The organism is Pedococcus soli (assembly GCF_054782575.1).
In genome coordinates this window covers 631,644-654,535 of sequence record NZ_BAAGSF010000004.1, presented here as the reverse complement: position 1 = coordinate 654,535, position 22,892 = coordinate 631,644, and the positions used below count along the sequence as shown (strand labels likewise).

The following is a 22,892-nucleotide window of genomic DNA, read 5'->3' as shown; positions in this document are numbered from 1 at the left end:
ACCCCATCCCGCAAAGCGGGTGTCCTTCGGGAAACCCGGCACAAATAAGTCCCGTGTTGCACAGCGACACCCGCTTTGCGCGAGTAGGCGCGAGGGCGCGAGTGGGCCGGGGGTGCGGTTACTTCTCGCGCCAGACGCGTTCGAAGGGCAGGCGCCAGGCGTGCGGGGCGATGAGCTGGTGGATGGCGTTCGGGCCCCAGGTGCCGGGCGGGTAGGACTTCACCTCGGGCGGGTTCTCCAGCAGCGGCGCGGACCGCTCCCACAGCGACTCGATGCCCTCGGCCGTCGTGAACAGGGTGTGGTCGCCGCGCATGGCGTCGAGGATGAGCCGCTCGTACGCCTCGAGGACGTCGCCGGCCCGCTCGGTCTCCTGGGTGGAGAACTGCATCGACAGCTTCTCCAGCCGCATGCCCGGCCCGGGGCGCTTGCCGTAGAACGACAGCGACACCTTGGACTCGTCGGCCAGGTCGAAGGTCAGGTGGTCTGGTCCGGCGTTCCCCACCCCGGAGTGCGCGGGGAACATCGACCGCGGCGCCTCCTTGAACGCGATCGAGATGATGCGCGCGCCCTCGGCCATCTTCTTGCCGGTGCGCAGGTAGAACGGGACGCCTGCCCAGCGCCAGTTGTCGAGGCCGCACTTGAGCGCGATGAAGGTCTCGGTGTCGGAGTCGCGCGGCACCCCGTCGAGGGCGGTGTACCCGGCGAACTGGCCGCGCACGACGTGCTGCGGCTCGATCGGCAGCAACGACCGGAAGACCTTGTTCTTCTCCTCGGAGATGGCCCGGGGCTCCAGCGCGGTGGGCGGCTCCATCGCCACGAACGCCATGACCTGGAACAGGTGCGTGACGACCATGTCCTTGTAGGCGCCGGTCGCCTCGTAGAAGTTGGCCCGCTGGTCCAGCCCGAGCGTCTCGGGGATGTCGATCTGGATGTGGTCGATGAAGTTGCGGTTCCAGATCGGCTCGAACAACCCGTTGGCGAAGCGGAAGGCGAGGATGTTCTGGGCCGCCTCCTTGCCGAGGAAGTGGTCGATCCGGAAGACCTGCCGCTCGTCGAACGTCTCGTGCACCTGGTCGTTGAGCGCGATCGCGCTGGCGAGGTCGGTGCCGAACGGCTTCTCCATGACCACCCGTGAGCGGTCCACGAGGTCGGCCTCGCGCAGCATCTTGATGACGGCGATCGCCGCCTTGGGCGGGACCGACAGGTAGTGCAGTCGCAGGGCGTTCGGGCCGAGCTGCTCCTCGGCGCTGGCCACGGCCGCGGCCAGCGGTCCGGGGCCGGCGGACTGCGGGACGTAGACGAGGTGGTCGTCGAAGGCGTCCCACTGCTCGGGCGTGAGCCGGTGGCTGCCGAACTCCTCGACCGCCGTCCGCGCGAACTCGCGGAACTCCTCGTCGCTCATCTCCTCCAGCGACGTCCCGACCACCCGGATCGCCGGGGCGAGCTCGGAGGCGGCGAGGTGGGCCAGACCGGGGAGCAGCTTGCGGCGGGCCAGGTCTCCCGTCGCCCCGAACAGGACGACCACGTGCGGGTCGGCCCGCTCCAGCGCTCCTCGCGAGGCCCGCGCGTCGGAGGCCGGGTAGGAGATCGTCTGCGCACTGGGCGGCGTGGGGTCGGACACGTGCCGATACTCCCACCGCCACCGGCGCCGTGCACCCGGGTTCGGAGCGCGGGCGAGGGGGCGGGGACCGACTTGACGTCAAGCCTTAGGGAAGGCTTACCTTAGTCCTAATACGCAACGTCCCCATGCCGGAAATCAGGTCACCGTGCTCGTCAGCAACGCGCTCATCGGACTCAGGGAGGGCCTCGAGGCCGCCCTCGTCGTCGTCATCCTCGTCGCGTTCCTCGTGAAGACCGACCGGCGGTGGGCCCTGCGGCACGTGTGGACCGGCGTCGCGGTGGCGGTCGCCCTCTCGGTCGGCATCGGGGCGCTGCTCACGTATGGCACGCGCCAGCTCTCGTTCGAGGCGCAGGAGCTGATCGGGGGGACCGCGTCGGTCGTCGCCGTCGCCTTCGTCACCGCGATGGTCTTCTGGATGCGCACTGCTGCCCGCACCATCTCGGGCGAGCTCAAGGGGCGCCTCGACCAGGCCCTGTCGGTCGGTGGCTGGGCTGTCGCGCTCGTCGGCTTCCTCGGTGTCGGACGCGAGGGCCTCGAGACCGCCCTGTTCTTCTACGCCAGCGTGCAGACCGCCGGGGCCGGGACGACGCAGCCGCTCGTCGGGTTCGTCATCGGCCTCGCCGTGGCGCTCGCCCTCGGCGTCCTCATCTACCGCGGAGCCGTGCGGATCAACCTGTCGAGGTTCTTCCGGTGGACCGGGATCGCGCTCGTCGTGGTCGCCGCCGGCATCCTGTCCTACGGTCTGCACGACCTGCAGGAGGCAGCCCTCCTGCCCGGCCTGAACAGCCTCGCGTTCGACGTGAGCGGGGCCGTGCCACCCGACTCCTGGTACGGGGTGCTCCTCAAGGGCACGGTCAACTTCACGCCGAACACGACGTGGCTGCAGGCGGTCGCGTGGACCCTCTACACCGCCACGGTCCTCACCCTCTTCCTGCGCCCGCAACGCAGCGCTGCCGCCGCATCCTCCTCGCAGGCAGTCACCCCTGCCGCGACCGCACACTGACCCCAGGAGCACCCGCACCATGCGCACCCCCACCCTCACCGTCGCCCTCACGGCGCTCGTCCTGGCCGCGACGGCCGCCTGCAGCTCGGAACCGACGGAGGGGAACGCCGCCGTCGTCGGTGGCCCGATCACCGTCGAGGCGACCGACACGTCCTGCACGGTGGCGCGCACGAGGGCGGCCGCCGGCACCATCGAGTTCACCGTGCGCAACACCGGCTCCAAGGTCAACGAGTTCTACGTCTACGGCGAGGGCGACCAGATCCTCGGCGAGGTCGAGAACCTCACGCCGGGCCTGACCCGCAGCTTCCACGTCGAGGTCGCCACCCCCGGCACCTACCAGACCGCGTGCAAGCCCGGGATGAAGGGCGACGGGATCCGCGGCGACTTCACGGTCACCGGCGCGACCTCGAGCCAGGCGCCCGACGCCGCCATGGCCACTGCCGTCGCCGACTACCAGGAGTTCGTGTCGGCCCAGGCCGACGCGCTGCTGGCACGCACCACCGAGTTCGTCGGCCTGGTGAAGGCGGGGAAGGTGGCCGACGCCAAGAAGGCCTACCCGCTGGCCCGCGGTCCGTGGGAGCGGATCGAGCCAGTGGCCGAGTCGTTCGGCGACCTCGACCCGAAGATCGACGGGCGTGAGGACGTCGTCGAGGAGGGAATGCAGTTCACCGGGTTCCACCGTCTCGAGAAGGACCTGTGGGCGAGCGGCCTGCAGACCGACACCTCGGTGGTGGCCGACCAGCTGCTCGTCGACGTGAAGGAGATCGTCGCGAAGGCCAAGGCCGTGACCCTCAACCCCCTCCAGCTGGCCAACGGCTCCAAGGCCCTGCTCGACGAGGTCGCGACCGGCAAGATCACCGGCGAGGAGGACCGTTACAGCCACACCGACCTCTACGACTTCGACGAGAACGTCAAGGGATCCAAGGCTGCGATCGACGCGTTGCGTCCGGTCCTCAAGGCTCGTGACGCCGCGCTCCTCGCGACGATCGACAGCCGCTTCGCCGCCCTCGACACGGCTCTGGACGCCCACCGCACCGACACCGGGTTCGAGTCGTACACCGCCCTGAGCCCGGCCGAGGTCAAGGCGCTCGCCGTCGCGCTGGACGCCGTGAGCGAGCCGATCTCCAAGGTCGCCGCCGTGGTCGCGAAGTGACCGACCTGACCCGACGCAGCTTGCTCGGCGTGGGTGCCGGGGCAGCAGCGCTGGGGGCCGTCGCCGGCGTCGGTGGCGCGTATGCCGCGCAGCGAACGGACGGGTCGGGTCCCGCGACTCCTTCGGTGGACGACCAGGTGGTCGCCTTCCGCGGGGAGCACCAGGCCGGTATCACGACCCCGGCGCAGGACCGCATGCATTTCGTCGCCCTCGACGTGACGACGACCGACCGCGACGAGCTGCGCGACCTGCTGAAGACGTGGACGCGGGCCGCCGAACGCATGACCGCCGGCGCCGAGGCGGCTCCGGGCGGGGTGGTCGGCGGGGGGCCGTACGGCGTGCCCGAGGACACCGGCGAGGCCTACGACCTCGACGCGGCGGACCTCACCATCACCATCGGGTACGGGCCGTCCCTGTTCGACGGACGCTTCGGTCTGGCGGACCGGCGACCGGAGGGCCTGCGCGAGCTGCCGGCCTTCGTCGGCGACGACCTGGACCCCGCACGCAGTGGTGGCGACCTGTGCATCCAGGCCTGTGCGAACGACCCGCAGGTGGCCGTGCACGCGGTGCGCAACCTCGTGCGCCTCGGGTTCGGGGTGGTGTCGGTGCGCTGGAGCCAGCTCGGGTTCGGCCGGACCTCGTCGACCTCACGCAGCCAGACGACCCCGCGGAACCTGTTCGGGTTCAAGGACGGGACGAACAACGTGAAGTCCGAGGACGGCGCGGCCCTCGACGACCACGTCTGGGTGCAGCCCGAGGACGTGCCGGGCGCCACCTCCTGGCTGGCCGGGGGCTCCTACCTCGTCGCCCGCCGGATCCGGATGCACGTCGAGGTCTGGGACCGGACGACCTTGCAGGAGCAGGAGCAGGTCGTCGGCCGCACCAAGGGTGTGGGTGCGCCGCTCGGCCAGAAGGCCGAGTTAGACACCCTCGACCTGACCACGCCGGGTGCCGACGGCCAGCCGGCCATCCCGGCCGACGCGCACGTCGCGCTCGCGCACGAGAGCCGGCTCGGCGGCATACGGATCCTGCGCCGGGGGTACAACTTCACGGACGGGTCGGACGGGCTCGGGCACCTGGACGCAGGGCTGTTCTTCGTCGCCTTCATGAGGGACGCGCAGAGGCAGTTCGTGCCGATGCAGAAGGCGTTGGCCGCCAAGGACAGGCTCAACGAGTACATCGAGCACACCGGGTCGGCGGTCTTCGCGTGCCCGCCCGGGCTGGCCGCCGACGAGCACTGGGGCCAGCAGCTGTTCAGCTGACGGCGGCCCTGGCGCGGTCGGTGACCTTGCGGCGGCTGGTGAACCGCCACCAGCCCCACGCCAGCAGCGCGCAGGCGATCCCGTTGAGCATCCCGACGGAGACGTCCGTGACGTGGTGCATGCCGCGGTAGAGGCGGGCGAAGGTCACGAGCAGCGGGAGGGCCAGGCAGACCACGGTCGTGAGGACCCGCAGCCACGTGCGCTCGATCCGCGCGGCGAGGAGGGCGAGCGAGAGGTACAGGGCGGTCGAGGCACCGACGTGGCCGCTGGGGTAGCTCGACGTCGGAGGCGCCGGGTCGAGGTGGGGGACGGTGGGCCGCGGGCGTCCGACCACGAGGGTGGCCAGGACGAAGATGGTCGCCTGCAGCGAGATCGCGATGACGGGGACGATGCTGAACAACCAGTCGCGCGTGCGCCACAGCAGGATCAGGCTGATGAGGATGCACACCGCGATGACGTACTCGGTGTTGCCGACGTGCGACCAGAGCATCGTGATCTGGTTCCACGTGGGCGTGCGGTCCGAGGCCAGCGTCTTGTTGACCGACTCCTCGTCCTTGGACAGCCCGGTGAGTGGGCCGGTGATGAGCAGGCCGAAGCCCACGATCGCCCCCCACACGACGACGCCGGGCGCGATGGCCCGGACGAGGAGGTCGGTGAGGTTTTCCTTGTGAACGCTGGCCATGAGGCGAAGGTAGTGGCCCCGGTGCAGATCTGCGCGGGTCGTTCTCAGGGTCCGTTCAGGTGGCGAGCGCGGCCTTGGCCCGCCCGGTGGCGGTCTGCGTGCGGGTGGCCTTCCACCAGTGGAACGCCAGCAGGGCGCACGCGATGCCGTTGAGCATCGCGACGACGACGTCGGAGATGTGGTGGGCACCGCGGTAGAGCCGGGCCAGGCCGACCAGGACCGGCAGGACGGCGCAGACGCCGATCACCAGCCGGCGCAGGCCGGCGCGCTCGATCCGGGTGGCCGCCATGAGCAGCAGCGAGACGTAGAGCGCCGTCGAGGCCCCGGTGTGCCCGCTCGGGAAGCTGGAGGTCGGCGGTGAGGCGTCCATCGGGATGGCCGGGGGCCGCTGGCGCCCGACGGCCATGGTCGCGAACAGGAAGATCAGGGCCTGCAGGGAGATCGCCACCAGCGGGACGACCGACCAGCGCAGGTCACGCGTGCGCCAGTACAGGATCCCCACGGCGACCAGGCAGATCGCGATGACGTACTCGGTGTTCCCCACGTGCGAGAACACCGCGCTCACCGGGTCGAGCGCATCGTTGCGGAACCGGTTGAAGTCCGCGGAGATGCGGTCCTCCTTGTGGTCGATCACCGCCAGCGGCCCGGTGATGAGCAGCCCCAAGGCGACCACCACCGCGAAGACGCCTACGCCGGGGACGACGGTCCGGGTGAGGAGGTCGCGGCCTTCTTGCCAATGAATCCGAGCCATGAGGAGAACGTAGTGCCCACGCCGAGGATCCACCCCGCGAGCACGTCCGACGCGAAGTGCACACCGAGGAAGATCCGGTCCAGGCCGACGAGCACCACCACGACGACGGCCACCGTGGTGGCCACGCGGCGCCCGGCGTGCGACAGCAGCGGCCACAGCAGGAACACCATCGCCGTGGCGATGATCGCGGCGTTGGACGCGTGACCGGACGGGAACGAGTACCCCGGGGCGTGCGAGATCGGGTCGTCGACGACCGGTCGGGCCCGCTGCACCAGGAGCTTGGCGTCCAGGGCGAGGTTCCAGCCGATCATCATGGTGACGAAGGCCCACAGTGCGCGGTTGCGCAGCTTCTTGACCAACCACGCCCACAGGCAGACGAGCGTCGCCGCGATGTAGAGCACCCACGGCTGGCTGATCGCCTGGAGCGCGATGAGCGCGTCCGCCGCCCCGATCGACCGCGTGATGTCGGTGGCCCGGTCGGCCACGGCCTCGTCGAAGCGGATGAGCGGGCCGAACTGCTGGCGCACGGCGAACCCGATGAGCACGAACGGCACCGCGAACAGCACCATCGCGATGACCCCGCGACCGAGCCGGGCCAGTCGGGTCCGGCCGCCGGAGCGCGACGGCGCCTGTGCGTGGCCCGCCATCAGTCGGGGGAGCCCACGCGGACGACGAGGGCGCCGGGGACGATCTCTGCGTTGACGGCGCGGGCCTTGCCGAGGACGTCTCCGTCGATCTGGACCTCCTGCGGGCGGTCGGCGCGGATGCGGATCGTGTCGTGGGTGTAGTGGTCGACGCGACTGTGGCCCTTGCGCTTCTTGGAGGCGAGGCGCGCGGCGACGGCGGCCCAGCCGACGACACCCTGCGGGGACAGCACCACGGTGTCGAGCTTGCCGTCGTCGAGCTCGGCTTCCGGCATCAGCACCAGCCCACCGAGGAGCTTGCCGCAGTTGCCGATGATGACCGTGCGCGCGCGACGGGTGAACTCCTCCTGGTCGTCGATCTTCATGCGGACCTTGAACTGCGGGCCGCGCAGGTTGCGGGCACCCGAGACGACGTAGGCAGCCGGACCGACCTTGGCCTTGAGCCCCTCGGGGGCGTCGGCCATGATCGCCGCGTCGAAGCCGAGCCCGGCCATGACGAGGAAGACGTGCTGGGCGGGCCGCTCGTGCTCGCCGGACTGGTCGATGGTGAGGCGGCCGACGTCGACGCGCTTGTTCTGTCCGGTGAGGGCGACCCGCAGCGCGTCGCCGAGGTCGTCGACGGGCAGGTCGAGGTTGCGGGCCAACAGGTTGCCGGTGCCCCCGGGCAGCAGCCCCATCGGGGTGTCGGTGCCCACGAGCACCTCGGCGACCGCGCGGACCGTGCCGTCTCCACCGAGCGGGCAGATGAGGTCGACCTGGCGCTCGAGCGCCTCGCGGGTCTGGCCCTGGCCGGTGTCCTCGGCCGTGGTCTCGATGAACAACGGCTCGGTCCAGCCGAGGGCCTGCGACTCCTCGGTGATCTGCTTCTTCACCGCCGGCAGGTCGTCGAACTTGGTGGGGTTGATGATGATCGCTGCGCGACGCGTGGGTGTCTCGGACACGGTGCCCTCCGGGCGGAACTCGTTGCGGTGCGGGCGGCGCCCCCACCGGCGTCCTCGGTGGGCACCTCCGGAGCTGTTGACCCGCATCCCTGCCCAGCCGGCGATGCCGAGGGCGAGGAGGATGACGAGGACGATCGCCGCGAAGGCGATCCAGCCGGAGTGTTCGTGGAGCACGGGGCGACGCTACCGGCTCCCGTGGGCGTTCGCGTCTACGGTGTCGTCATGGGAGCAGCGGACGACGCGGTCGAGCCGGACACCAAGGACTGGACCTGGACGCTGGAGCGCGCCTGCCCCGAGTGCGGGTTCGAGGCGGCCGCCGTCGCGGCCGAGTCCGTCGCCGGGCTGACGGTCGAGCTCACGATGCTGTGGCAGCAGGTGCTTGCCCGCGACGACGTCGCGAACCGTCCGGGCCCCGCGGTCTGGTCGCCGCTGGAGTACGCCTGCCACGTCCGTGACGTGTGCCGGGTGTTCGGCGGACGGGTCCGGCTCATGCTCGACGAGGACGAGCCGACGTTCCCCAACTGGGACCAGGACGAGACCGCCCTGGCGGAGGGGTATGGCGCGCAGGACCCGCTGCTCGTCGGGCGCCAGCTGGCCGAGGCCGCGGACGCGGTGGCGGCCTCGTTCGCCGGCGTCGAGGGCGACCAGTGGGCACGACGCGGACTGCGCAGCAACGGGTCCGCGTTCACGGTGGAGTCGCTGGGTCGCTACTTCCTGCACGACCTCGCCCACCACCTCGTGGACGTGGGGGCGGTCAGGCCCTGGTCGGGTGACCGGTGAGGGCGGCGGCCCCACCCATGACGAGGAAGATCGACCCGGAGACGTACTTCTGCCGCTCGACGGCCCGCGGGTGCCGGCCGAGCCACCGGCCGATGGAGCCGGCACTCAGGGCGTAGACGCTGTCGAACACGGCGCCGATGACGACGAAGACCGCCCCCAGCACGAGGACCTGCGACCAGATCGGGCCGGCCTCGCGGTGCAGGAACTGCGGGAAGAACGCGACGAAGAAGACCGCAGTCTTCGGGTTGGAGATGCCGACGAGGAACGCGTCGCCGAACGCGCGGCCGGTGTTCGTGACCGGTGCCCGGTCGAGGGCGAAGTGCCCCTTGCTGCGGAACTCCCGGACCGCCAGCCAGACGAGGTATGCCGCGCCGGCGTACTTCACGACGGAGAAGGCGAGCACCGACGAGCTGATGACCGCGGACAGCCCGAACGCCGTCGCGACCACCATCACCGCGGTCGCCGTCTCGATGCCGGCCATCGACGCGACGGCCAGCCGACGGCTGCCGTGGCCGATGCCGCGCGAGATGAGGAACAGCATCGCCGGCCCCGGCAGGAGGATCAGCGCGGTGGCGGCGACGGCGAAGGCACCCAGGGTGGCGGCGGACGGCATACGGGAAGGATGGGCGGGGAGGGCGTCGGGAGGCAACGGAAAATCGGATGGCGGACGCTCGGTAGGCTGACGCCGTGATCGACATCAAGCTCCTGCGCGAGGACCCGGACCGCGTCCGCACCTCGCAGCGCGCCCGTGGTGAGGACGAGGGGATCGTCGACGCGATCCTCGCTGCCGAGCAGACGCACCGCTCCTCCCTGACGGAGTTCGAGCAGCTGCGCGCCCAGCAGAAGTCCCTCGGCAAGCAGGTGGCGCAGGCGCAGGGTGACGAGAAGCAGGCGCTGCTCGCGCAGACCAAGGAGATCTCGGCGCGGGTCAAGCAGCTGCAGGCCGACGCCGACACTGCTCAGGCCACCCTCGGCGACCTCATCCGCCAGATCGGCAACATCGTCGAGGACGGCGTGCCCGTCGGCGGCGAGGACGACTACACGCTGCTCGAGACCGTCGGCGAGATCCCGGAGTTCGACTTCGAGCCCAGGGACCACCTCGCCCTCGGTGAGTCGCTCGCGGCCATCGACATGGAGCGCGGGGCCAAGGTCGGCGGCTCGCGGTTCTACTTCCTCACCGGTGTCGGTGCTCGGCTCGAGCTGGCGCTGCTCAACATGGGCATTGCGCAGGCCGTCGAGCACGGGTTCACCCCGATGATCACGCCGACCCTGGTCAAGGCCGACGTGATGGCCGGGGCCGGGTTCATCGACAAGCACGGCGACGAGGTCTACCGCCTCGAGGCGGACGACCTCTACCTCACCGGCACCTCCGAGGTGGCGCTCGCCGGCTACCACGCGGACGAGATCCTCGACCTGTCCGCGGGCCCGAAGCGGTATGCCGGCTGGTCGGCCTGCTACCGCCGCGAGGCCGGGTCGCACGGCAAGGACACGCGGGGGATCATCCGCGTGCACCAGTTCCACAAGGTCGAGATGTTCACCTACTGCCGCGTCGAGGACGCCGCAGCCGAGCACCAGCGGCTGCTCGGCTGGGAGAAGGAGATGCTCGCCAAGATCGAGGTGCCCTACCGCATCATCGACACGGCGGCCGGCGACCTCGGTGGCCCGGCGGCGCGCAAGTTCGACTGCGAGGCGTGGGTCCCCACCCAGGGCCGCTACCGCGAGCTCACCTCCACCTCGAACTGCACGACCTACCAGGCCCGACGGCTCAACACGCGTGAGCGTGACCCCAACGGCCAGGGCACCCGCGCCGTCGCCACGCTCAACGGCACGCTCGCCACCACCCGCTGGATGGTCGCCATCCTCGAGAACCACCAGCAGGCCGACGGCTCGGTGGTCGTGCCCAAGGCGCTCCAGCCGTTCCTCGGCCTCGAGGTGCTGCGTCCCGTCGCGTGAGGGCGGCTGCACTCCCGAAGGGCCGATGGTCTTACGACCATCGGCGCGGAAAGGGGCCCGGGTGGGCCATGGATTCCGCGGCCCGACGGGTCGAACCTGAGGGGATGGGCACACCGCTCGACGACCGGGACCTCGCTGCCGAGATCGCTCTTCTCGGTGAGGTCATGGCTGCGGTCGCAGCGGCGGCGGACGAGCTCAGCGACTCCGAGGTCGACGACGTCCTGGGTGTGTCGCCGGCCGCTGGGACCGGCGCGGACGAGCCCGTGGGGGGCCGGCAACCGGCCCAGGACCAGCTCAACCGGTAGCCCACCCGGTTAGGTTGGACCGATGAGTGATCGACAGCTGCCCAAGTGGTCCGAGCTCAAGCCACTCCTTCGACCCAAGCCGCTCGAGCTCGACGCCCGCAAGCGCCGCCTCGACGCGGCCCTGACGATCGCCGACCTGCGACGGGTCGCCAAGCGCCGCACGCCGACCTCGGTGTTCGACTACACCGACGGCGCGGCCGAGGGCGAGATCAGCCTGCGGCGGGCCCGGCAGACCTTCGCGGGCCTGGAGTTCCACCCGGCGATCCTCCAGGACGTCTCCGAGATCGACCTGTCCACGAGCTTCCTCGGCCGGCCGTCGCAGCTGCCCTTCTCGTTCGCCCCCACGGGGTTCACCCGGATGATGCAGCACGAGGGCGAGCGGGCGGTGGTGCGGGTCGCCGACCGGATCGGTATCCCCTACGCCCTCTCGACCATGGGCACGACCTCGATCGAGGACGTGGCAGCCGCGGCCCCGAACGCCCGGAAGTGGTTCCAGCTCTACGTCTGGAAGGACCGCAGCGCCGGGGAGGACCTCATGCGCCGGGCCGAGGAGGCCGGGTACGAAGCGCTCATCCTCACGGTCGACGTCCCGGTCGCGGGGGCCCGGTTGCGCGACGTGCGCAACGGGTTCTCGATCCCGCCGGCCCTGACGGTGAGGACGGTCGCCGACGCGGCCCTGCACCCCACCTGGTGGGGCAACCTGCTCACGACCGAGCCCCTGACCTTCGCCTCGCTGGCGGCGTGGGACGGCACCGTGGCCGAGCTGCTCAACACGTTGTTCGACCCGACGATGACCCTGGCCGACCTGGAGTGGGTGCGCTCGTTCTGGAAGGGCCCGCTCATCATCAAGGGCGTCCAGACCGTGCACGACGCGAAGATGGTCGTCGACGCAGGGGTCGACGCGATCGTGCTGTCGAACCACGGCGGGCGCCAGCTCGACCGCGCGCCGGTCCCGTTGCGGCTGCTGCCCGACGTCCGCGAGGCGCTGGGTGACGATGCCGAGATCATGATCGACACCGGGGTGATGTCCGGCGCCGACGTCGTGGCGGCGGTCGCCCTCGGTGCCAGCAGCGTGATGGTCGGCCGCGCCTACCTCTACGGGCTCATGGCCGGTGGCGAGGCCGGGGTGCAGCGGGCCGCCGACATCCTCACCGCCGAGGCGCGGCGCACCATGGCCCTGCTCGGCACGCGCCAGATCTCGGACCTGGGGCCGCAGCACGTGCGCCTTCCGTAGGCTCGGGCCCATGGCCCACCCCCACCTCGTCGCCCTCGACGTCGACGGCACGACGATCAACCACGCCGGAGAGCTGTCGCCTGCCGTGCGTGACGCCGTCCACGCCGTGGTCGCCGCCGGTCACCACGTGATCATCGCGACGGGGCGCTCCATCCCTGCCACCACCTCCATCCTGGAGGAGCTGGGGATCACGACCGGGTATGCCGTGTGCTCCAACGGCGCGGTCACCCTCGAGCTGGATCCCGCTGAGGACAAGGGGTTCCGGATCATCGAGGCGGTGACGTTCGACCCCGCGCCGGCGCTGACCCTGCTCCGGGGCGAGTGGCCGGACGCCGTGATCGCCGTGGAGGACCTCGGCGTCGGGTTCAAGCTGAGCGCGCCGTTCCCCGACGGCGAGCTGCAGGGCGAGCTCACGGTGGTCTCGTGGGAGGAGCTCGTCGCCGAGCCGGTCACCCGCGTGACGTTCCGCTCGCCGACCGGCACCGCGGAGGACTTCCTCGCCCTGACCGAACGGATCGGCCTGCACGGCGTCAACTACGCCGTCGGCTTCAGCGCCTGGCTCGACCTCAACCCCGAGGGTGTCTCGAAGGGTTCGGCGCTGGAGATCCTGCGCCGCCACCTCGAGGTCGACCCGCAGTTCACGGTCGCCGTGGGCGACCAGCGCAACGACCTCGAGATGCTGCAGTGGGCCGCTCGGGGAGTCGCGATGGGGAACGCCCCCGACGAGGTGAAGTCCGCCGCCAACGAGGTCACCGGCGACGTCGACGACGACGGCCTGGTGCCGGTCCTGCGCTCACTGCTCTGACGCCGCACGCGCCATACCGAATCGGCGCGACGGCGCCATGGCGATCGGCGCGACCGCGCCGGATCTCCGACTCGAGGGGGAGGACCGCCGGGCGGCGTCCGACCTAGGGTGGACCGGTGACCGCCGAACCCGCCACCACGGTGCGATCACGGCTCGCCGCGTTCTTCGCCGTCGACGACCCGTGGTTCCGGGGTGCCGAGGTGTCCCGCTGGGACGTGGTCGTGGGTGTGGGGACGTTCGGGCTGTCGGCGGTGACGTTCGAGATGTCCCGCAGCATGGGCGCCCTCGAGAGCATCGGCCAACCCGTCTGGCTGCAGTACCTCGCCGTCGCGCTCGGCGCCCTCCTGCTCGTCGGCCGCCGTCGCTGGCCGCTCACCGTCGCCGTGCTCGCGGCGCTGCACATGTTCGTCGTCGGGGTCACCATGCCGGCGGTGATGGGCCAGCTGGCCCTGCAGATCGTGTACTTCGTCGCCATCTTCAGCGGGGTCGCCTGGAGCCGCAGCCGCCGCGACATGCTGGTCGTCATGGGTGGCGTGGTGCTGTTCATGTTCGTCTGGCTCGCGTGGACGTTCGCCATCGGGAGCGGCATCGACAGCATCCGCGAGAGTCTCGGCGAGGACGCGTCGCGCCGACCGGGACTGGTCAGCCCGGTGGCGGCGAGCGTCGTCGTCACCGCGGTCGTCAACGCCCTCTACTTCGGTGGCGCGATCATCGGGGGCCAGGTCGCCTGGCGCGGTGCCCGCCAGCGGGCCCGGCTCGCCGACCAGGCGCGGACCATCGGGGAGCAGAGCGCCGACCTCCAGCAACGGGCCGTGCTGGGCGAGCGGCTGCGCATCGCGCGCGAGCTGCACGACGTCGTGGCCCACCACGTGTCCGTGATCGGGATCCAGGCGGCCGGGGCGCGGCGACTGCTCACCCGGGACCCCGAGGCGGCGGCCCGCGCGCTCGCCTCGGTCGAGGGGTCGTCCCGGGAGGCCGTGCACCAGATGCGCTCGCTGGTGGGTGCCCTGCGCGAACCCACCGACGCCCGGGGCGCCGGCGCGGGCGACCCGACCCACCGCGCCCCCGAGCCGGGGCTCGGGGACCTGCCTGCCCTGGTCGGCGAGGTGTCGGCGCCGGGGCTGCGCGTGACCTACCAGCTCGTCGAGTCGCCCGAGGGGGCGGCGGCCGCCCTGCCCGCCGCCCTCGGTCTGTCGCTCTACCGCATCGCCCAGGAGGCGCTGACCAACGTCCGTCGTCACTCCACTGCCGCGAACGCCTCGGTGGTGCTGCGGGTCGAACGTTCCGCGCGGACGCCCTTCGTCGAGGTCGAGGTGACCGACGACGGCCGCCCGGTGCCGGGTTCGTCGGGCTCCGGGCTGGGCCTGCTGGGGGTGCGCGAACGAGCCGCCTCCCGTCGGGGTCAGGTCGACATCGGCCCGCGCGTCGGTGGTGGGTTCCGGGTGCGGGTGCGCTTCCCGCTGCAGGACGTCCCGACCGGTGACGTCGTGGCGCAGGACGAACCCGCGAGCGGGGCCGCCGTGGGAGGTCCGCGGTGAGCGACCGGTTGCGGGTGCTCATCGTCGACGACCACCAGCTCGTGCGGTCGGGGTTCGCGATGATCCTGTCCGTAGAGGACGACCTCGAGGTCGTGGGCGAGGCGGCCGACGGCGCGGCCGCGGTCGCCCAGGCCCGTGCCCTGCGCCCTGACGTCGTGCTCATGGACGTCCAGATGCCCGGCACCGACGGGATCGAGGCGACCCGCCAGGTCGTCGCCGAGGACCTGGGCCGGGTCATCATCCTCACGACGTTCGACCGTGACGACTACCTCTTCGACGCGCTGGAGGCGGGTGCGAGCGGCTTCCTGCTCAAGAACTCCGACGCCGACACCCTCGTCGACGCCGTCCGCGCCGCGGCCGGGGGCCACGCCCTGCTCGCCCCCGAGGTCACCCGCCGTGTCATCGAGCGGATGACCGCTGCCCCCCGCCCCTCCGCCCCCGGTATGTCGCCCGCTCCGGACCGCGGCGGCCCCACCTCCGCGGCCGCTCGTGAGGGCGTGGCCCGTGACCCCGGCTACGCCCTGCTCACCGAGCGCGAGCGCGAGGTGGTCGTCCTCGTCGGGGAGGGGCTGAGCAACGCCGAGATCGCCACCAGGCTCTTCGTGGGGGAGGCCACCGTGAAGACCCACGTCTCGAACTGTCTGGCCAAGCTCCACCTGCGCGACCGGGTCCAGGCCGTCGTCTGGGCCCACCGGGCCGGCCTCATCCCCCAGGGGGAGTGAGGACCACCGTCCACGTCCGCCCCGACCCCGGGGCGCTCCGCACACCCCTGCACATCTCCTCCTCCAGAGGGATGTCCCGCCCGGCCCCCCTGCCTAGCGTGGAGGCATGGACACAGGGGACACGATGCTCGAGACGCGGGGACTGACCAGGCGGTTCGGGGAGAACACCGCCGTCGACGGGGTGGGCTTCCCGGTGCCAGGAGGCGCGATGACCGGGTTCGTCGGGGGCAACGGCGCCGGGAAGACCACGACGATGCGGATGGTCATGGGGGTGCTCGGCATCCACGCGGGGGAGGTCCGCTGGGACGGGCGGCCGATCACCGCGGCAGACCGTCGGCGGTTCGGCTACATGCCGGAGGAGCGCGGGCTGTACCCCAAGCAGCCGATCGCCGACCAGCTCGTCTACCTCGCGCAGCTGAGGGGGATGGACTCGGCAGCCGCCCGGACCTCGGTGGTGGAGCACCTGGAGAGGTTCGGGCTCGGTGACCGGCAGCGCGACCCGGTGGAGAAGCTGTCGCTCGGCAACCAGCAGCGCGTGCAGATCATCGCCGCCCTGGTGCCGACGCCGGTGGCGCTCGTCCTGGACGAGCCCTTCTCCGGCCTCGACCCGACGGCGGTCGACTCGATGGCCGACCTGCTGCGCGAGCACACCCGGCGCGGGACGCCGGTGCTGTTCTCCTCGCACCAGCTCGACCTCGTCGACCGGCTGTGCGACCGGCTCGTCGTCATGGCGCGCGGCAAGGTCGTCGCGCAGGGCTCGGCCGACGAGCTCCGGTCCGGTGGTCCCGTGCGCTACCGCCTCGTCGTCGGCGGCGACGCCGGCTGGACCCGCGACCAGCGCGGTGTCCACGTGGCCGACGTCGACGGGGGCACCGCCCTCATCGAGGTCCTCGAGCCCGGCGCCGAGCAGCACGTCCTCGGCGAGGCGGCCGCGCGCGGCCCGGTGCACGAGTTCCGGCGCGTGGTGCCCAGACTCAGCGAGATCTACCAGGAGGTGACGGCATGAGCACCCGGACGGACGCACAGGCGCAGCAGCCGGTGCAGGACACGTTGACGGCGCAGGGTCCGGCCCCGCTGCCGGCCCGAGCCTCAGGGGGGAGCGCCTGGACGTTGGTGGCCCGCCGTGAGGTGATGGTCAAGCTGACCGACAGGTCCTTCCTCGTCGGCACGGCCGTCACCCTCGCCCTCATCGTCGGGGCGCTCGCCCTGCAGGTCGTGCTGAGCGGGCACACGAGCACCTCGAAGATCGTCGCCTCGTCGCCCGCCGCGGTGACGATGGTCGACAAGCTCGCCGGCCGGGCCAGCACCCTGGACAAGTCGGTCAAGGTCGAGCTCGTCCGGTCACCCTCGGACGCCGCGGCCAGGGCCGCCGTCCAGGACGAGGACGCCGACGCGTGGCTGCGGCAGACCTCGAGCGGCTGGGAGCTCACCACGAAGGAGAGTGCCGACACCTCGCTCCTCACCGTCGTGCAGCAGGTCGTGCGCGCCGACACGATCGACCGCAACGCCGACGCGGCGGGCACGACCCTGGCCGCGCTCGAGCAGGGCAGCACGGTCGCCACCACCCAGCTGGTCGGCGACGCCAAGGAGTCGCAGCTGAGCCAGCTGATGGGATTCGCCTTCGCCTTCCTCTTCTACATCGCCGCCCTGACCTTCGGGATCACGCTGGCCAGCAGCGTCGTCGAGGAGAAGCAGTCGCGGATCGTCGAGATCATCGCCGGCGCGATCCCGTTGCGGCAGCTGCTCGCCGGCAAGATCGCCGGCAACACGGTGCTGGCCGTCGGGCAGATGGCGATCTACGTCGGGGTAGCCATGGTCGGGCTCGCGTTCACCGACTACAGCGGCCTCATCGCGGGGGTGTCGGGGACGGTCGGCTGGTTCCTGGCGTTCTTCCTGGCCGGGTTCGTGGCGCTGTCGTGCCTCTGGGCGGTCGCCGGTGCGCTCGCCTCGCGGACCGAGGACCTGCAGTCGACCCAGATGCCGGTGACCATGCTCGTCATGCTGATGTTCTTCGGTGGCATGTTCCTCGACGGGACGTTCCGCACCATCGCGTCCTTCGTGCCGCCGGTCTCCGCGCTGCTCATGCCGATCCGCATGCTCGACGGCGGGGTGGCCTGGTGGGAGCCGGTGCTGGCGATGGTGCTGCTGGTCGGGTTCGCCCTGCTGCTGGTGCTGGCGGCCGAGCGGGTCTACCGCCGCGCGCTGATGCAGACCGGCGGCAAGCTCAGCCTCAAGGAGGCCTGGCGCCTCGAGGACTGAGCCCGGTCGTCGGTCAGCGGGACTGCAGGGCGTCCAGGGCGACGGCCATCGCGAGGCCGACCCGCCAGTCGAGCTGCCAGCCGTTGCTGGCCTGCGGCAGGTGGATGTCGTAGCGGTCGCGCAGGGAGCGCTTGCGCTCCGAGGTCAGGACGACGCTGCCGTCGGAGGCGGTGAAGTCGAAGTGGAACAGGAACGGCAGCGGGATCTCTCCGACGTAGGGCACGAACTCCCAGACGCGACGCGCGATGGCGACGTTCTTGTTGCGCTCGGTGCCGAACGCAGCGAGTCCGTCCGGGGTGCCGAGGTGCCACGAGGAGCGCAGCAGCGACTTGCCGAAGTCCTTGCGGAACCAGCCGATCGGCGCGCCGCCTGCGTCGAACACGTCATACGTCGCACCGAGGTCCATCCGCTGGCGGGCCTTGAACGAGAAGACCGGCTGCTTGCGCGCCTCGTCGGCGTAGAAGGTGACCTGCTCCTTGAACGCCATCCGCTTCTGCTGGGCGACGGCGATGACGGCGCCCTCGTTGCCGGCCGCGTCGACGGTCCGGATCTCGTAGCGGTTCACCATCATGGTGATCTTCTGTCGGAGGGCGTAGCGCTCGGTCACGGCAGGATGGCTCATGGCGGACAGTGTGCACGACGGGCCCGTGCCATCATGCCGGGGTGCTGGAAGTGCCCGACCCCGAGTACCTCGCCTTCGCGCGCGGCCAGGCGGCCGGTTCGTCCCCCACCTACGAGCGCCTGGCGTATGCCGTGGCCTCCGATCCGCAGGCACAGCAGGCGCTCGCGTCGGTGCCCGTGGCCAAGCGGCAGCCCAACCTCCTGTTCGGCACCGGCCGGCTGCTCGGCGCCCCGGTCGACGACCCGACGGCGTTCCTCACCTGGCTCGCCGGGAACTGGACCCGGGTCCGTGCCGAGCTGCTGACCCGGTCCACCCAGACGAACGAGGCAGGCCGCTGCGCCACCCTCGTCCCGGCGCTGAACCTGCTGCCCGGGCCGCTGGCCCTCCTCGAGGTCGGCGCCAGCGCAGGGCTGTGCCTCTACCCGGACCGCTACCGCTACGACTGGGGTGACGGCGTGGTCGGCGACGTTCCCGGGCCTGTGCTGGCCTGCACCTGGTCCGGTGATGCTCCGACCCCCACGGCGGTGCCCGAGGTGGTCTGGCGGGCCGGTCTCGACCTGCACCCGCTCGACCTCACCGATCCCGAGGACCTGGGCTGGCTCGAGTGCCTCGTCTGGCCGGAGCACGACGAGCGCCGTCGTCGGTTGCAGGCGGCTGCCGGGCTCGTCGCCGCAGAGCCGCCCCTGCTCGTCACCGGCGACCTCGTCGACGACCTGCCCCGGCTCGCTTCCCTGGCTCCCGCGGGGGCGACGCTCGTGGTGATGCACAGCGCGGTCCTCGCCTACGTCGACGCGCAGACGCGTGCGCGGTTCGTCGAGGTGGTCCGGTCCCTCGGGGCGCACTGGCTCGCCAACGAGCACCCGAGCCTGATCGACCTGCTGGTCGACGCACCCGAGCCGCCGGACGTCGTGGGGCCGCAGCCGTTCCTCACGGCGCTCGACGGCACACCGGTCGGCTGGTCCGGGCCGCACGGGCAGTCCTACCGTGCGCTGACCTGACCGGGCGCTGACCTGACACACTGATCCGGCCATGGCTGACCTCCACATCACCTCGCCGTCCAACCCGAGGCTCAAGTCACTCGCCGCGCTGCGCCGTCGCCGCACGCGCGAGGAGACGGGGCAGACGCTCATCGAGGGGTACGAGGAGCTGACGCTGGCCCTCGACGCCGGGGTGCTCCCCGAGGCCCTGTACTACTGCCCCGACCTCATGCTCGACCCCGCGGCGCAGACCGGGGTGGTGGACCAGGTGCGCCGCTCGGGGGTCGACACCGTGCTCGTCTCGCGGGCGGCGTTCGAGAAGGCCGCCTACCGCGAGGGCCCCGACGGCTTCATCGCCGTCGTCCCCGCCGTGGCCCGCACCTGTGCCGACCTCGTCGTCGGCCCCCACGCCCTCACCGTCCTGTGCCAGGGCGTCGAGAAGCCGGGCAACCTCGGCGCCATGCTCCGGACCGCCGACGCCGCGGGCGTCGAGGCCGTCATCGCCGCCGACCCGGTCACCGACTGGGGCAACCCCAACCTCGTCCGCGCCTCCAAGGGCACGGTCTTCTCGGTGCCGGTGGCCAGCGACTCGACAGCGGCGACGCTGGCCTGGCTCGACGCCCACGGCATCGCCCTGGTCGCGACGACCCCGGACACCGACGTCGACTACACGGACGTCGACTACACCGGCCCGGTGGCCGTGGCGGTGGGTGCGGAGAAGTACGGGCTCACCGACGAGGTGCTCGCCCACGCTGCTCACAAGGTCCGAATCCCCATGGTGGGCAAGGCAAACTCCCTCAACGTGGCGACATCGGCAGCAATCGTCATCTACGAGGCCGTCCGCCAGCGCGCGGCACTGGGAGCACCGCTGCCCCACTGACCACACCCGTGTCAAGAGCACTCCCCGGGGTGTGCCACGATGTCGGGTATGCGAGTTGACCATGTTTCGTATGCAGCTGAGCACGACGGTTTGAAGGCCACCGCTGCTCGCTTGGCGAAGGTCATCGGGGTGGACGCAGTCGACGGGGGCATCCACCCCCGCTTCGGCACTCGCAACGTGATCCTCCCGTTGGCCCACGAGCGGTACGTCGAGGTCGTCGAGGTGCTCGACCACCCGGCCTCCGACAAGGCCCCGTTCGGCCAGGCCGTCCGTGCGCGCTCCGAGGCCGGCGGTGGCTGGCTCGGCTGGGTCGTCGCGGTCGACGACCTCGCGCCGTACGAGCAGCGCATCGGCCGCGAGGCGGTCGTCGGCAACCGGCACCGCCCCGACGGTGTGGAGCTGCGCTGGCGCCAGCTCGGCGTCAAGGGCCTCATGTCCGACCCGCAGCTGCCCTTCTTCATCAAGTGGGACGACCCCGCCCTGCACCCCTCGACCGCGGCCCACACCCAGGTCACCATCGACGGCCTGCAGATCGCCGGGGACCCGGCCCGGGTCCGCGAATGGCTCAACATGAAGGCCGACGACACGTCCTCGGTCATCGACTTCACCTTCGTCGCCCCGCACGGCACCCCCGGGCTGCTCTCGGTCACGTTCGACACCCCCACGGGCAAGGTCACCGTCTGACGGCCCCGTCCAGCGGCTCGACCCACCCGGGGAGCCGCTCCGCTCACGCCTCGTCGAAGAACTTCTCGACGAGGCGTTTGGGTGCCTTGGCGGCCCACGCGTCGGTGATGACCTCCTCGAGCTCGCGCCGGGTCAGCTTCCCGAGATCGCGCTCGCGCACGAGGATCGCGTTGTAGCCGTCGAAGTGCGGGGTGGTGAACCACGGTCCGTCGGAGGCGACGAGGGCGTCCTTGTCGTTCTGGTCCGCGACGCTGAGCAGGATGACGTCCTGCATGCGTTCGCCGGTGTCCGGGTCGATGGCATCCGGTCGCGGTTCACGGAAGTGCAGGAACGACTTCTTCCGCACGACGTAGGCCGGGCGCCCCCAGGACGTGCCCTCCTCCACCTCGGGCAGTGCCAGGGCGATCTCGGCGAGGTCGGCCAGCCGGGCCTTGCGTGCCGTCATACCTCGCCACGCTAGCCGTGCCCACCGACGAGCGCGACGGTATGGCGCCCACGCCCGACCGCCGCTCGACCGCCCCGCGCGCCCGCCGCTCGACCGCCCCCGCCCACCCGACCACGCGAAGGGTGGGAGGTTGCCGCCTCAGGTGGCCCGGGGGCGGCAACCACCCACCCTTCGGCGACAGGTTGGCGGGGGTGAGGGGTCAGTCGAGGTAGTCGACGAGCTCCGGCGCAGCGCCGATGTAGGTCGCCGGCGTCATCGCGGCGAGCCGGGCGGCGACGTCGTCGGGCAGGCCGAGGCCGCCGACGAACTCGCGCAGGTCGTCGCCGGTGATGCGGCGGCCGCGGGTGAGCTCCTTGAGGCGCTCGTAGGGGTTCTCCATCCCGGCCACGCCCTGGGCGCCCAGCGCCCGCATCGCGGACTGGACCGCCTCGCCGAGGACCTCCCAGTTGCGGTCGAGGTCGGCGGCCATCGCGGCGGGCACGGCGTCCAGGCCGGCCAGGCCCCGCTCGGCGTTGTCGATGGCGAGCAGCGAGTGGCCGAACGCCGACCCGATGTTGCGCTGCATCGAGGAGTCGGTGAGGTCACGCTGGAGGCGGCTGTTGACCAGGGTCGAGCCGAGCACGTCGAGGAGCGCGTTGCTCACCTCGAGGTTGGCCTCGGCGTTCTCGAACCGGATCGGGTTGACCTTGTGCGGCATCGTCGACGAGCCGACGGTGCCCTGGCCGCGGACCTGGGCGAAGTAGCCCATGGAGATGTAGGTCCACACGTCGGTGCAGAGGTTGTGCAGGATGCGGTTGAACCGCGCGACGTCGGCGTAGAGCTCGGCCTGCCAGTCGTGGCTCTCGATCTGGGTGGTCAGCGGGTTCCACTCCAGGCCGAGGGACTCGACGAACCCACGGCTCAGCGCGGGCCAGTCCGCCTCGGGGACCGCGGCGAGGTGCGCGCCATACGTGCCGGTCGCGCCGTTGAGCTTGCCGAGGAAGTCGGCGCCCTCGATGCGGCGCAGCTGGCGGCCGAGGCGGTGGGCGAGCACCGCGAGCTCCTTGCCCATCGTCGTCGGCGTCGCCGGCTGCCCGTGCGTGTGGGCGAGGAGGGGCACGTCGCGCAGGTCCGAGGCCATCGTCGCGACGGCCTCGACCAGGCGGGTCGCGCGGGGGAGCCAGACCTGCTGGACGGCGCCCTGCACCATGAGCGCGTAGGACAGGTTGTTGATGTCCTCGCTGGTGCAGCAGAAGTGGATGAGCTCGGCGAGGCCGGCGTCCTCCTCGGCGGGGGCGATCGTGGTGAGGCGGCGCTTGAGGAAGTACTCGACGGCCTTGACGTCGTGCAGCGTCTCGCGCTCGATCGTCGCGAGCTCCTCGATCTCGTCGGCCCCGAAGTCCGCGACGACCTGGCGCAGCCCGTCCTGCTCCTTCTCCGTGAGCGAGCGGACCCCCGGGACGACCTGGTGGGTCGTCAGCCAGATCAGCCACTCGACCTCGACCCGGACACGGGCCCGGTTGAGGGCCGGCTCGGACAGGTGGTCGACCAGCGGGGCCACGACACCGCGGTAGCGGCCGTCGAGGGAACCGAGGGCGATGGAGGGGGTCGCGTCAGCAAGCGAAGCCATGGCCCCAGTCTCCCAGAGGAAC

24 protein-coding genes are annotated in these 22,892 nt (G+C 71.5%); 15 read left to right on the top strand and 9 right to left on the bottom strand.

Features of this window, described 5'->3' with window-relative positions:
• Positions 1-118: 118 nt before the first annotated feature.
• Positions 119-1,621 (bottom strand): glucose-6-phosphate dehydrogenase, encoded by a 1,503-nt coding sequence (zwf, locus tag ACYVKF_RS09135; RefSeq protein ID WP_460966206.1) that lies wholly within the window; start codon positions 1,619-1,621, stop codon positions 119-121.
• Between the two features lie 145 nt (positions 1,622-1,766).
• Here zwf and efeU point away from each other — a divergent pair, with 145 nt between their 5' ends.
• The 3 genes from efeU to efeB are packed head-to-tail and all read left to right on the top strand — an operon-like array spanning position 1,767 to position 5,039.
• Positions 1,767-2,624, top strand: a complete 858-nt coding sequence (gene efeU / locus ACYVKF_RS09130) for an iron uptake transporter permease EfeU (RefSeq protein ID WP_460966205.1) — start codon at positions 1,767-1,769, stop codon at positions 2,622-2,624.
• 19 nt (positions 2,625-2,643) lie between these two features.
• Positions 2,644-3,777, top strand: a complete 1,134-nt coding sequence (gene efeO, locus ACYVKF_RS09125; protein ID WP_460966204.1) for an iron uptake system protein EfeO — start codon at positions 2,644-2,646, stop codon at positions 3,775-3,777.
• The gene (efeB, locus tag ACYVKF_RS09120) at positions 3,774-5,039 is read left to right on the top strand and encodes an iron uptake transporter deferrochelatase/peroxidase subunit (RefSeq protein ID WP_460966203.1); all 1,266 of its coding nucleotides are present in this window, start codon (positions 3,774-3,776) and stop codon (positions 5,037-5,039) included. Before efeO ends, efeB begins: the two co-directional genes overlap by 4 nt.
• On the opposite strand, the gene ACYVKF_RS09115 is transcribed toward efeB, so the two are convergent.
• Genes ACYVKF_RS09115 through ACYVKF_RS09100 form a run of 4 tightly spaced genes read right to left on the bottom strand, consistent with a single transcriptional unit; the run spans position 5,032 to position 8,231 of the window.
• Positions 5,032-5,721, bottom strand: a complete 690-nt coding sequence (locus tag ACYVKF_RS09115) for a phosphatase PAP2 family protein (protein ID WP_056915993.1) — start codon at positions 5,719-5,721, stop codon at positions 5,032-5,034. The two genes, efeB and ACYVKF_RS09115, sit on opposite strands and share 8 nt — an antisense overlap.
• Positions 5,722-5,776: 55 nt before the next feature.
• Positions 5,777-6,397, bottom strand: coding sequence for a phosphatase PAP2 family protein (locus tag ACYVKF_RS09110; protein WP_460966202.1), 621 nt, complete (start codon positions 6,395-6,397; stop codon positions 5,777-5,779).
• Between the two features lie 11 nt (positions 6,398-6,408).
• Positions 6,409-7,119, bottom strand: coding sequence for a phosphatase PAP2 family protein (locus tag ACYVKF_RS09105; RefSeq protein WP_460966201.1), 711 nt, complete (start codon positions 7,117-7,119; stop codon positions 6,409-6,411).
• Positions 7,119-8,231 (bottom strand): diacylglycerol/lipid kinase family protein, encoded by a 1,113-nt coding sequence (locus ACYVKF_RS09100; protein ID WP_056915991.1) that lies wholly within the window; start codon positions 8,229-8,231, stop codon positions 7,119-7,121. The genes ACYVKF_RS09105 and ACYVKF_RS09100 overlap by 1 nt, the downstream gene beginning before the upstream one ends.
• Before the next feature lie 48 nt (positions 8,232-8,279).
• Between ACYVKF_RS09100 and ACYVKF_RS09095 the strand changes: the two genes are divergently transcribed.
• A complete protein-coding gene (locus ACYVKF_RS09095) occupies positions 8,280-8,837 on the top strand; it encodes a DinB family protein (RefSeq protein ID WP_460966200.1) in 558 nt (185 codons plus the stop codon).
• Here the strand turns inward: ACYVKF_RS09095 and ACYVKF_RS09090 are convergent.
• The gene (locus ACYVKF_RS09090) at positions 8,812-9,450 is read right to left on the bottom strand and encodes a LysE family translocator (protein WP_056915990.1); all 639 of its coding nucleotides are present in this window, start codon (positions 9,448-9,450) and stop codon (positions 8,812-8,814) included. The two genes, ACYVKF_RS09095 and ACYVKF_RS09090, sit on opposite strands and share 26 nt — an antisense overlap.
• 74 nt (positions 9,451-9,524) lie before the next feature.
• On the opposite strand from ACYVKF_RS09090, the gene serS reads away from it, so the two are divergent.
• From serS to ACYVKF_RS09050, 8 genes are all read left to right on the top strand, one after another.
• Positions 9,525-10,790 (top strand): serine--tRNA ligase, encoded by a 1,266-nt coding sequence (gene serS, locus ACYVKF_RS09085; RefSeq protein ID WP_056915989.1) that lies wholly within the window; start codon positions 9,525-9,527, stop codon positions 10,788-10,790.
• 104 nt (positions 10,791-10,894) lie between these two features.
• Positions 10,895-11,095 carry a hypothetical protein gene (locus ACYVKF_RS09080; RefSeq protein ID WP_056915988.1) on the top strand — a complete coding sequence of 67 codons (201 nt, stop codon included), beginning with the start codon at positions 10,895-10,897 and terminating at the stop codon, positions 11,093-11,095.
• Between the two features lie 22 nt (positions 11,096-11,117).
• The gene (locus ACYVKF_RS09075; protein ID WP_460966199.1) at positions 11,118-12,329 is read left to right on the top strand and encodes an alpha-hydroxy acid oxidase; all 1,212 of its coding nucleotides are present in this window, start codon (positions 11,118-11,120) and stop codon (positions 12,327-12,329) included.
• 10 nt (positions 12,330-12,339) lie between these two features.
• Positions 12,340-13,134: an HAD family hydrolase gene (locus ACYVKF_RS09070; RefSeq protein WP_056915986.1), complete on the top strand. Its 795-nt coding sequence runs from the start codon at positions 12,340-12,342 to the stop codon at positions 13,132-13,134.
• Positions 13,135-13,250: 116 nt separating this feature from the next.
• On the top strand, positions 13,251-14,672 hold the full coding sequence (locus tag ACYVKF_RS09065; RefSeq protein WP_460966198.1) for a sensor histidine kinase: 1,422 nt from the start codon (positions 13,251-13,253) through the stop codon (positions 14,670-14,672).
• A complete protein-coding gene (locus tag ACYVKF_RS09060) occupies positions 14,669-15,394 on the top strand; it encodes a response regulator (protein WP_460966197.1) in 726 nt (241 codons plus the stop codon). Before ACYVKF_RS09065 ends, ACYVKF_RS09060 begins: the two co-directional genes overlap by 4 nt.
• A gap of 106 nt (positions 15,395-15,500) precedes the next feature.
• A complete protein-coding gene (locus ACYVKF_RS09055) occupies positions 15,501-16,400 on the top strand; it encodes an ABC transporter ATP-binding protein (RefSeq protein WP_460966196.1) in 900 nt (299 codons plus the stop codon).
• Complete coding sequence (locus ACYVKF_RS09050; RefSeq protein WP_460966195.1) at positions 16,397-17,653, top strand: ABC transporter permease; 1,257 nt, start codon at positions 16,397-16,399, stop codon at positions 17,651-17,653. The genes ACYVKF_RS09055 and ACYVKF_RS09050 overlap by 4 nt, the downstream gene beginning before the upstream one ends.
• A 13-nt stretch (positions 17,654-17,666) precedes the next feature.
• Here the strand turns inward: ACYVKF_RS09050 and ACYVKF_RS09045 are convergent, their stop codons facing one another.
• Positions 17,667-18,275, bottom strand: a complete 609-nt coding sequence (locus tag ACYVKF_RS09045) for an LURP-one-related/scramblase family protein (protein WP_056920161.1) — start codon at positions 18,273-18,275, stop codon at positions 17,667-17,669.
• 41 nt (positions 18,276-18,316) lie between these two features.
• Here ACYVKF_RS09045 and ACYVKF_RS09040 point away from each other — a divergent pair, with 41 nt between their 5' ends.
• From ACYVKF_RS09040 to ACYVKF_RS09030, 3 genes are read left to right on the top strand one after another with little or no spacing between them, the layout of a single operon-like run.
• Positions 18,317-19,273 carry a DUF2332 domain-containing protein gene (locus ACYVKF_RS09040; RefSeq protein ID WP_460966194.1) on the top strand — a complete coding sequence of 319 codons (957 nt, stop codon included), beginning with the start codon at positions 18,317-18,319 and terminating at the stop codon, positions 19,271-19,273.
• A gap of 31 nt (positions 19,274-19,304) precedes the next feature.
• Positions 19,305-20,132, top strand: coding sequence for a TrmH family RNA methyltransferase (locus ACYVKF_RS09035; protein ID WP_056915982.1), 828 nt, complete (start codon positions 19,305-19,307; stop codon positions 20,130-20,132).
• Positions 20,133-20,180: 48 nt separating this feature from the next.
• Positions 20,181-20,816, top strand: a complete 636-nt coding sequence (locus ACYVKF_RS09030; protein WP_056915981.1) for a VOC family protein — start codon at positions 20,181-20,183, stop codon at positions 20,814-20,816.
• A 43-nt stretch (positions 20,817-20,859) separates the two neighbouring features.
• Here the strand turns inward: ACYVKF_RS09030 and ACYVKF_RS09025 are convergent, their stop codons facing one another.
• Entirely contained in the window at positions 20,860-21,261 is a 402-nt protein-coding gene (locus ACYVKF_RS09025) for an MmcQ/YjbR family DNA-binding protein (RefSeq protein WP_056920163.1), read from the bottom strand.
• Between the two features lie 199 nt (positions 21,262-21,460).
• Positions 21,461-22,870, bottom strand: coding sequence for an adenylosuccinate lyase (gene purB / locus ACYVKF_RS09020; protein ID WP_460966193.1), 1,410 nt, complete (start codon positions 22,868-22,870; stop codon positions 21,461-21,463).
• Positions 22,871-22,892 lie beyond the last annotated feature (22 nt).

What these genes read in the sequence shown, in the direction of transcription:
- ACYVKF_RS09115 (WP_056915993.1), bottom strand. Translation starts at nt 5,721, where the DNA reads ATGGCCAGCGTTCACAAGGAAAACCTCACCGACCTCCTCGTCCGGGCC.
- purB (WP_460966193.1), bottom strand. Translation starts at nt 22,870, where the DNA reads ATGGCTTCGCTTGCTGACGCGACCCCCTCCATCGCCCTCGGTTCCCTC.
- ACYVKF_RS09035 (WP_056915982.1), top strand. Translation starts at nt 19,305, where the DNA reads ATGGCTGACCTCCACATCACCTCGCCGTCCAACCCGAGGCTCAAGTCA.
- ACYVKF_RS09075 (WP_460966199.1), top strand. Translation starts at nt 11,118, where the DNA reads ATGAGTGATCGACAGCTGCCCAAGTGGTCCGAGCTCAAGCCACTCCTT.
- ACYVKF_RS09025 (WP_056920163.1), bottom strand. Translation starts at nt 21,261, where the DNA reads ATGACGGCACGCAAGGCCCGGCTGGCCGACCTCGCCGAGATCGCCCTG.
- ACYVKF_RS09070 (WP_056915986.1), top strand. Translation starts at nt 12,340, where the DNA reads ATGGCCCACCCCCACCTCGTCGCCCTCGACGTCGACGGCACGACGATC.
- ACYVKF_RS09090 (WP_056915990.1), bottom strand. Translation starts at nt 9,450, where the DNA reads ATGCCGTCCGCCGCCACCCTGGGTGCCTTCGCCGTCGCCGCCACCGCG.
- ACYVKF_RS09080 (WP_056915988.1), top strand. Translation starts at nt 10,895, where the DNA reads ATGGGCACACCGCTCGACGACCGGGACCTCGCTGCCGAGATCGCTCTT.
- ACYVKF_RS09105 (WP_460966201.1), bottom strand. Translation starts at nt 7,119, where the DNA reads ATGGCGGGCCACGCACAGGCGCCGTCGCGCTCCGGCGGCCGGACCCGA.
- ACYVKF_RS09045 (WP_056920161.1), bottom strand. Translation starts at nt 18,275, where the DNA reads ATGAGCCATCCTGCCGTGACCGAGCGCTACGCCCTCCGACAGAAGATC.
- efeO (WP_460966204.1), top strand. Translation starts at nt 2,644, where the DNA reads ATGCGCACCCCCACCCTCACCGTCGCCCTCACGGCGCTCGTCCTGGCC.
- ACYVKF_RS09030 (WP_056915981.1), top strand. Translation starts at nt 20,181, where the DNA reads ATGCGAGTTGACCATGTTTCGTATGCAGCTGAGCACGACGGTTTGAAG.
- ACYVKF_RS09055 (WP_460966196.1), top strand. Translation starts at nt 15,501, where the DNA reads ATGGACACAGGGGACACGATGCTCGAGACGCGGGGACTGACCAGGCGG.
- ACYVKF_RS09050 (WP_460966195.1), top strand. Translation starts at nt 16,397, where the DNA reads ATGAGCACCCGGACGGACGCACAGGCGCAGCAGCCGGTGCAGGACACG.
- ACYVKF_RS09095 (WP_460966200.1), top strand. Translation starts at nt 8,280, where the DNA reads ATGGGAGCAGCGGACGACGCGGTCGAGCCGGACACCAAGGACTGGACC.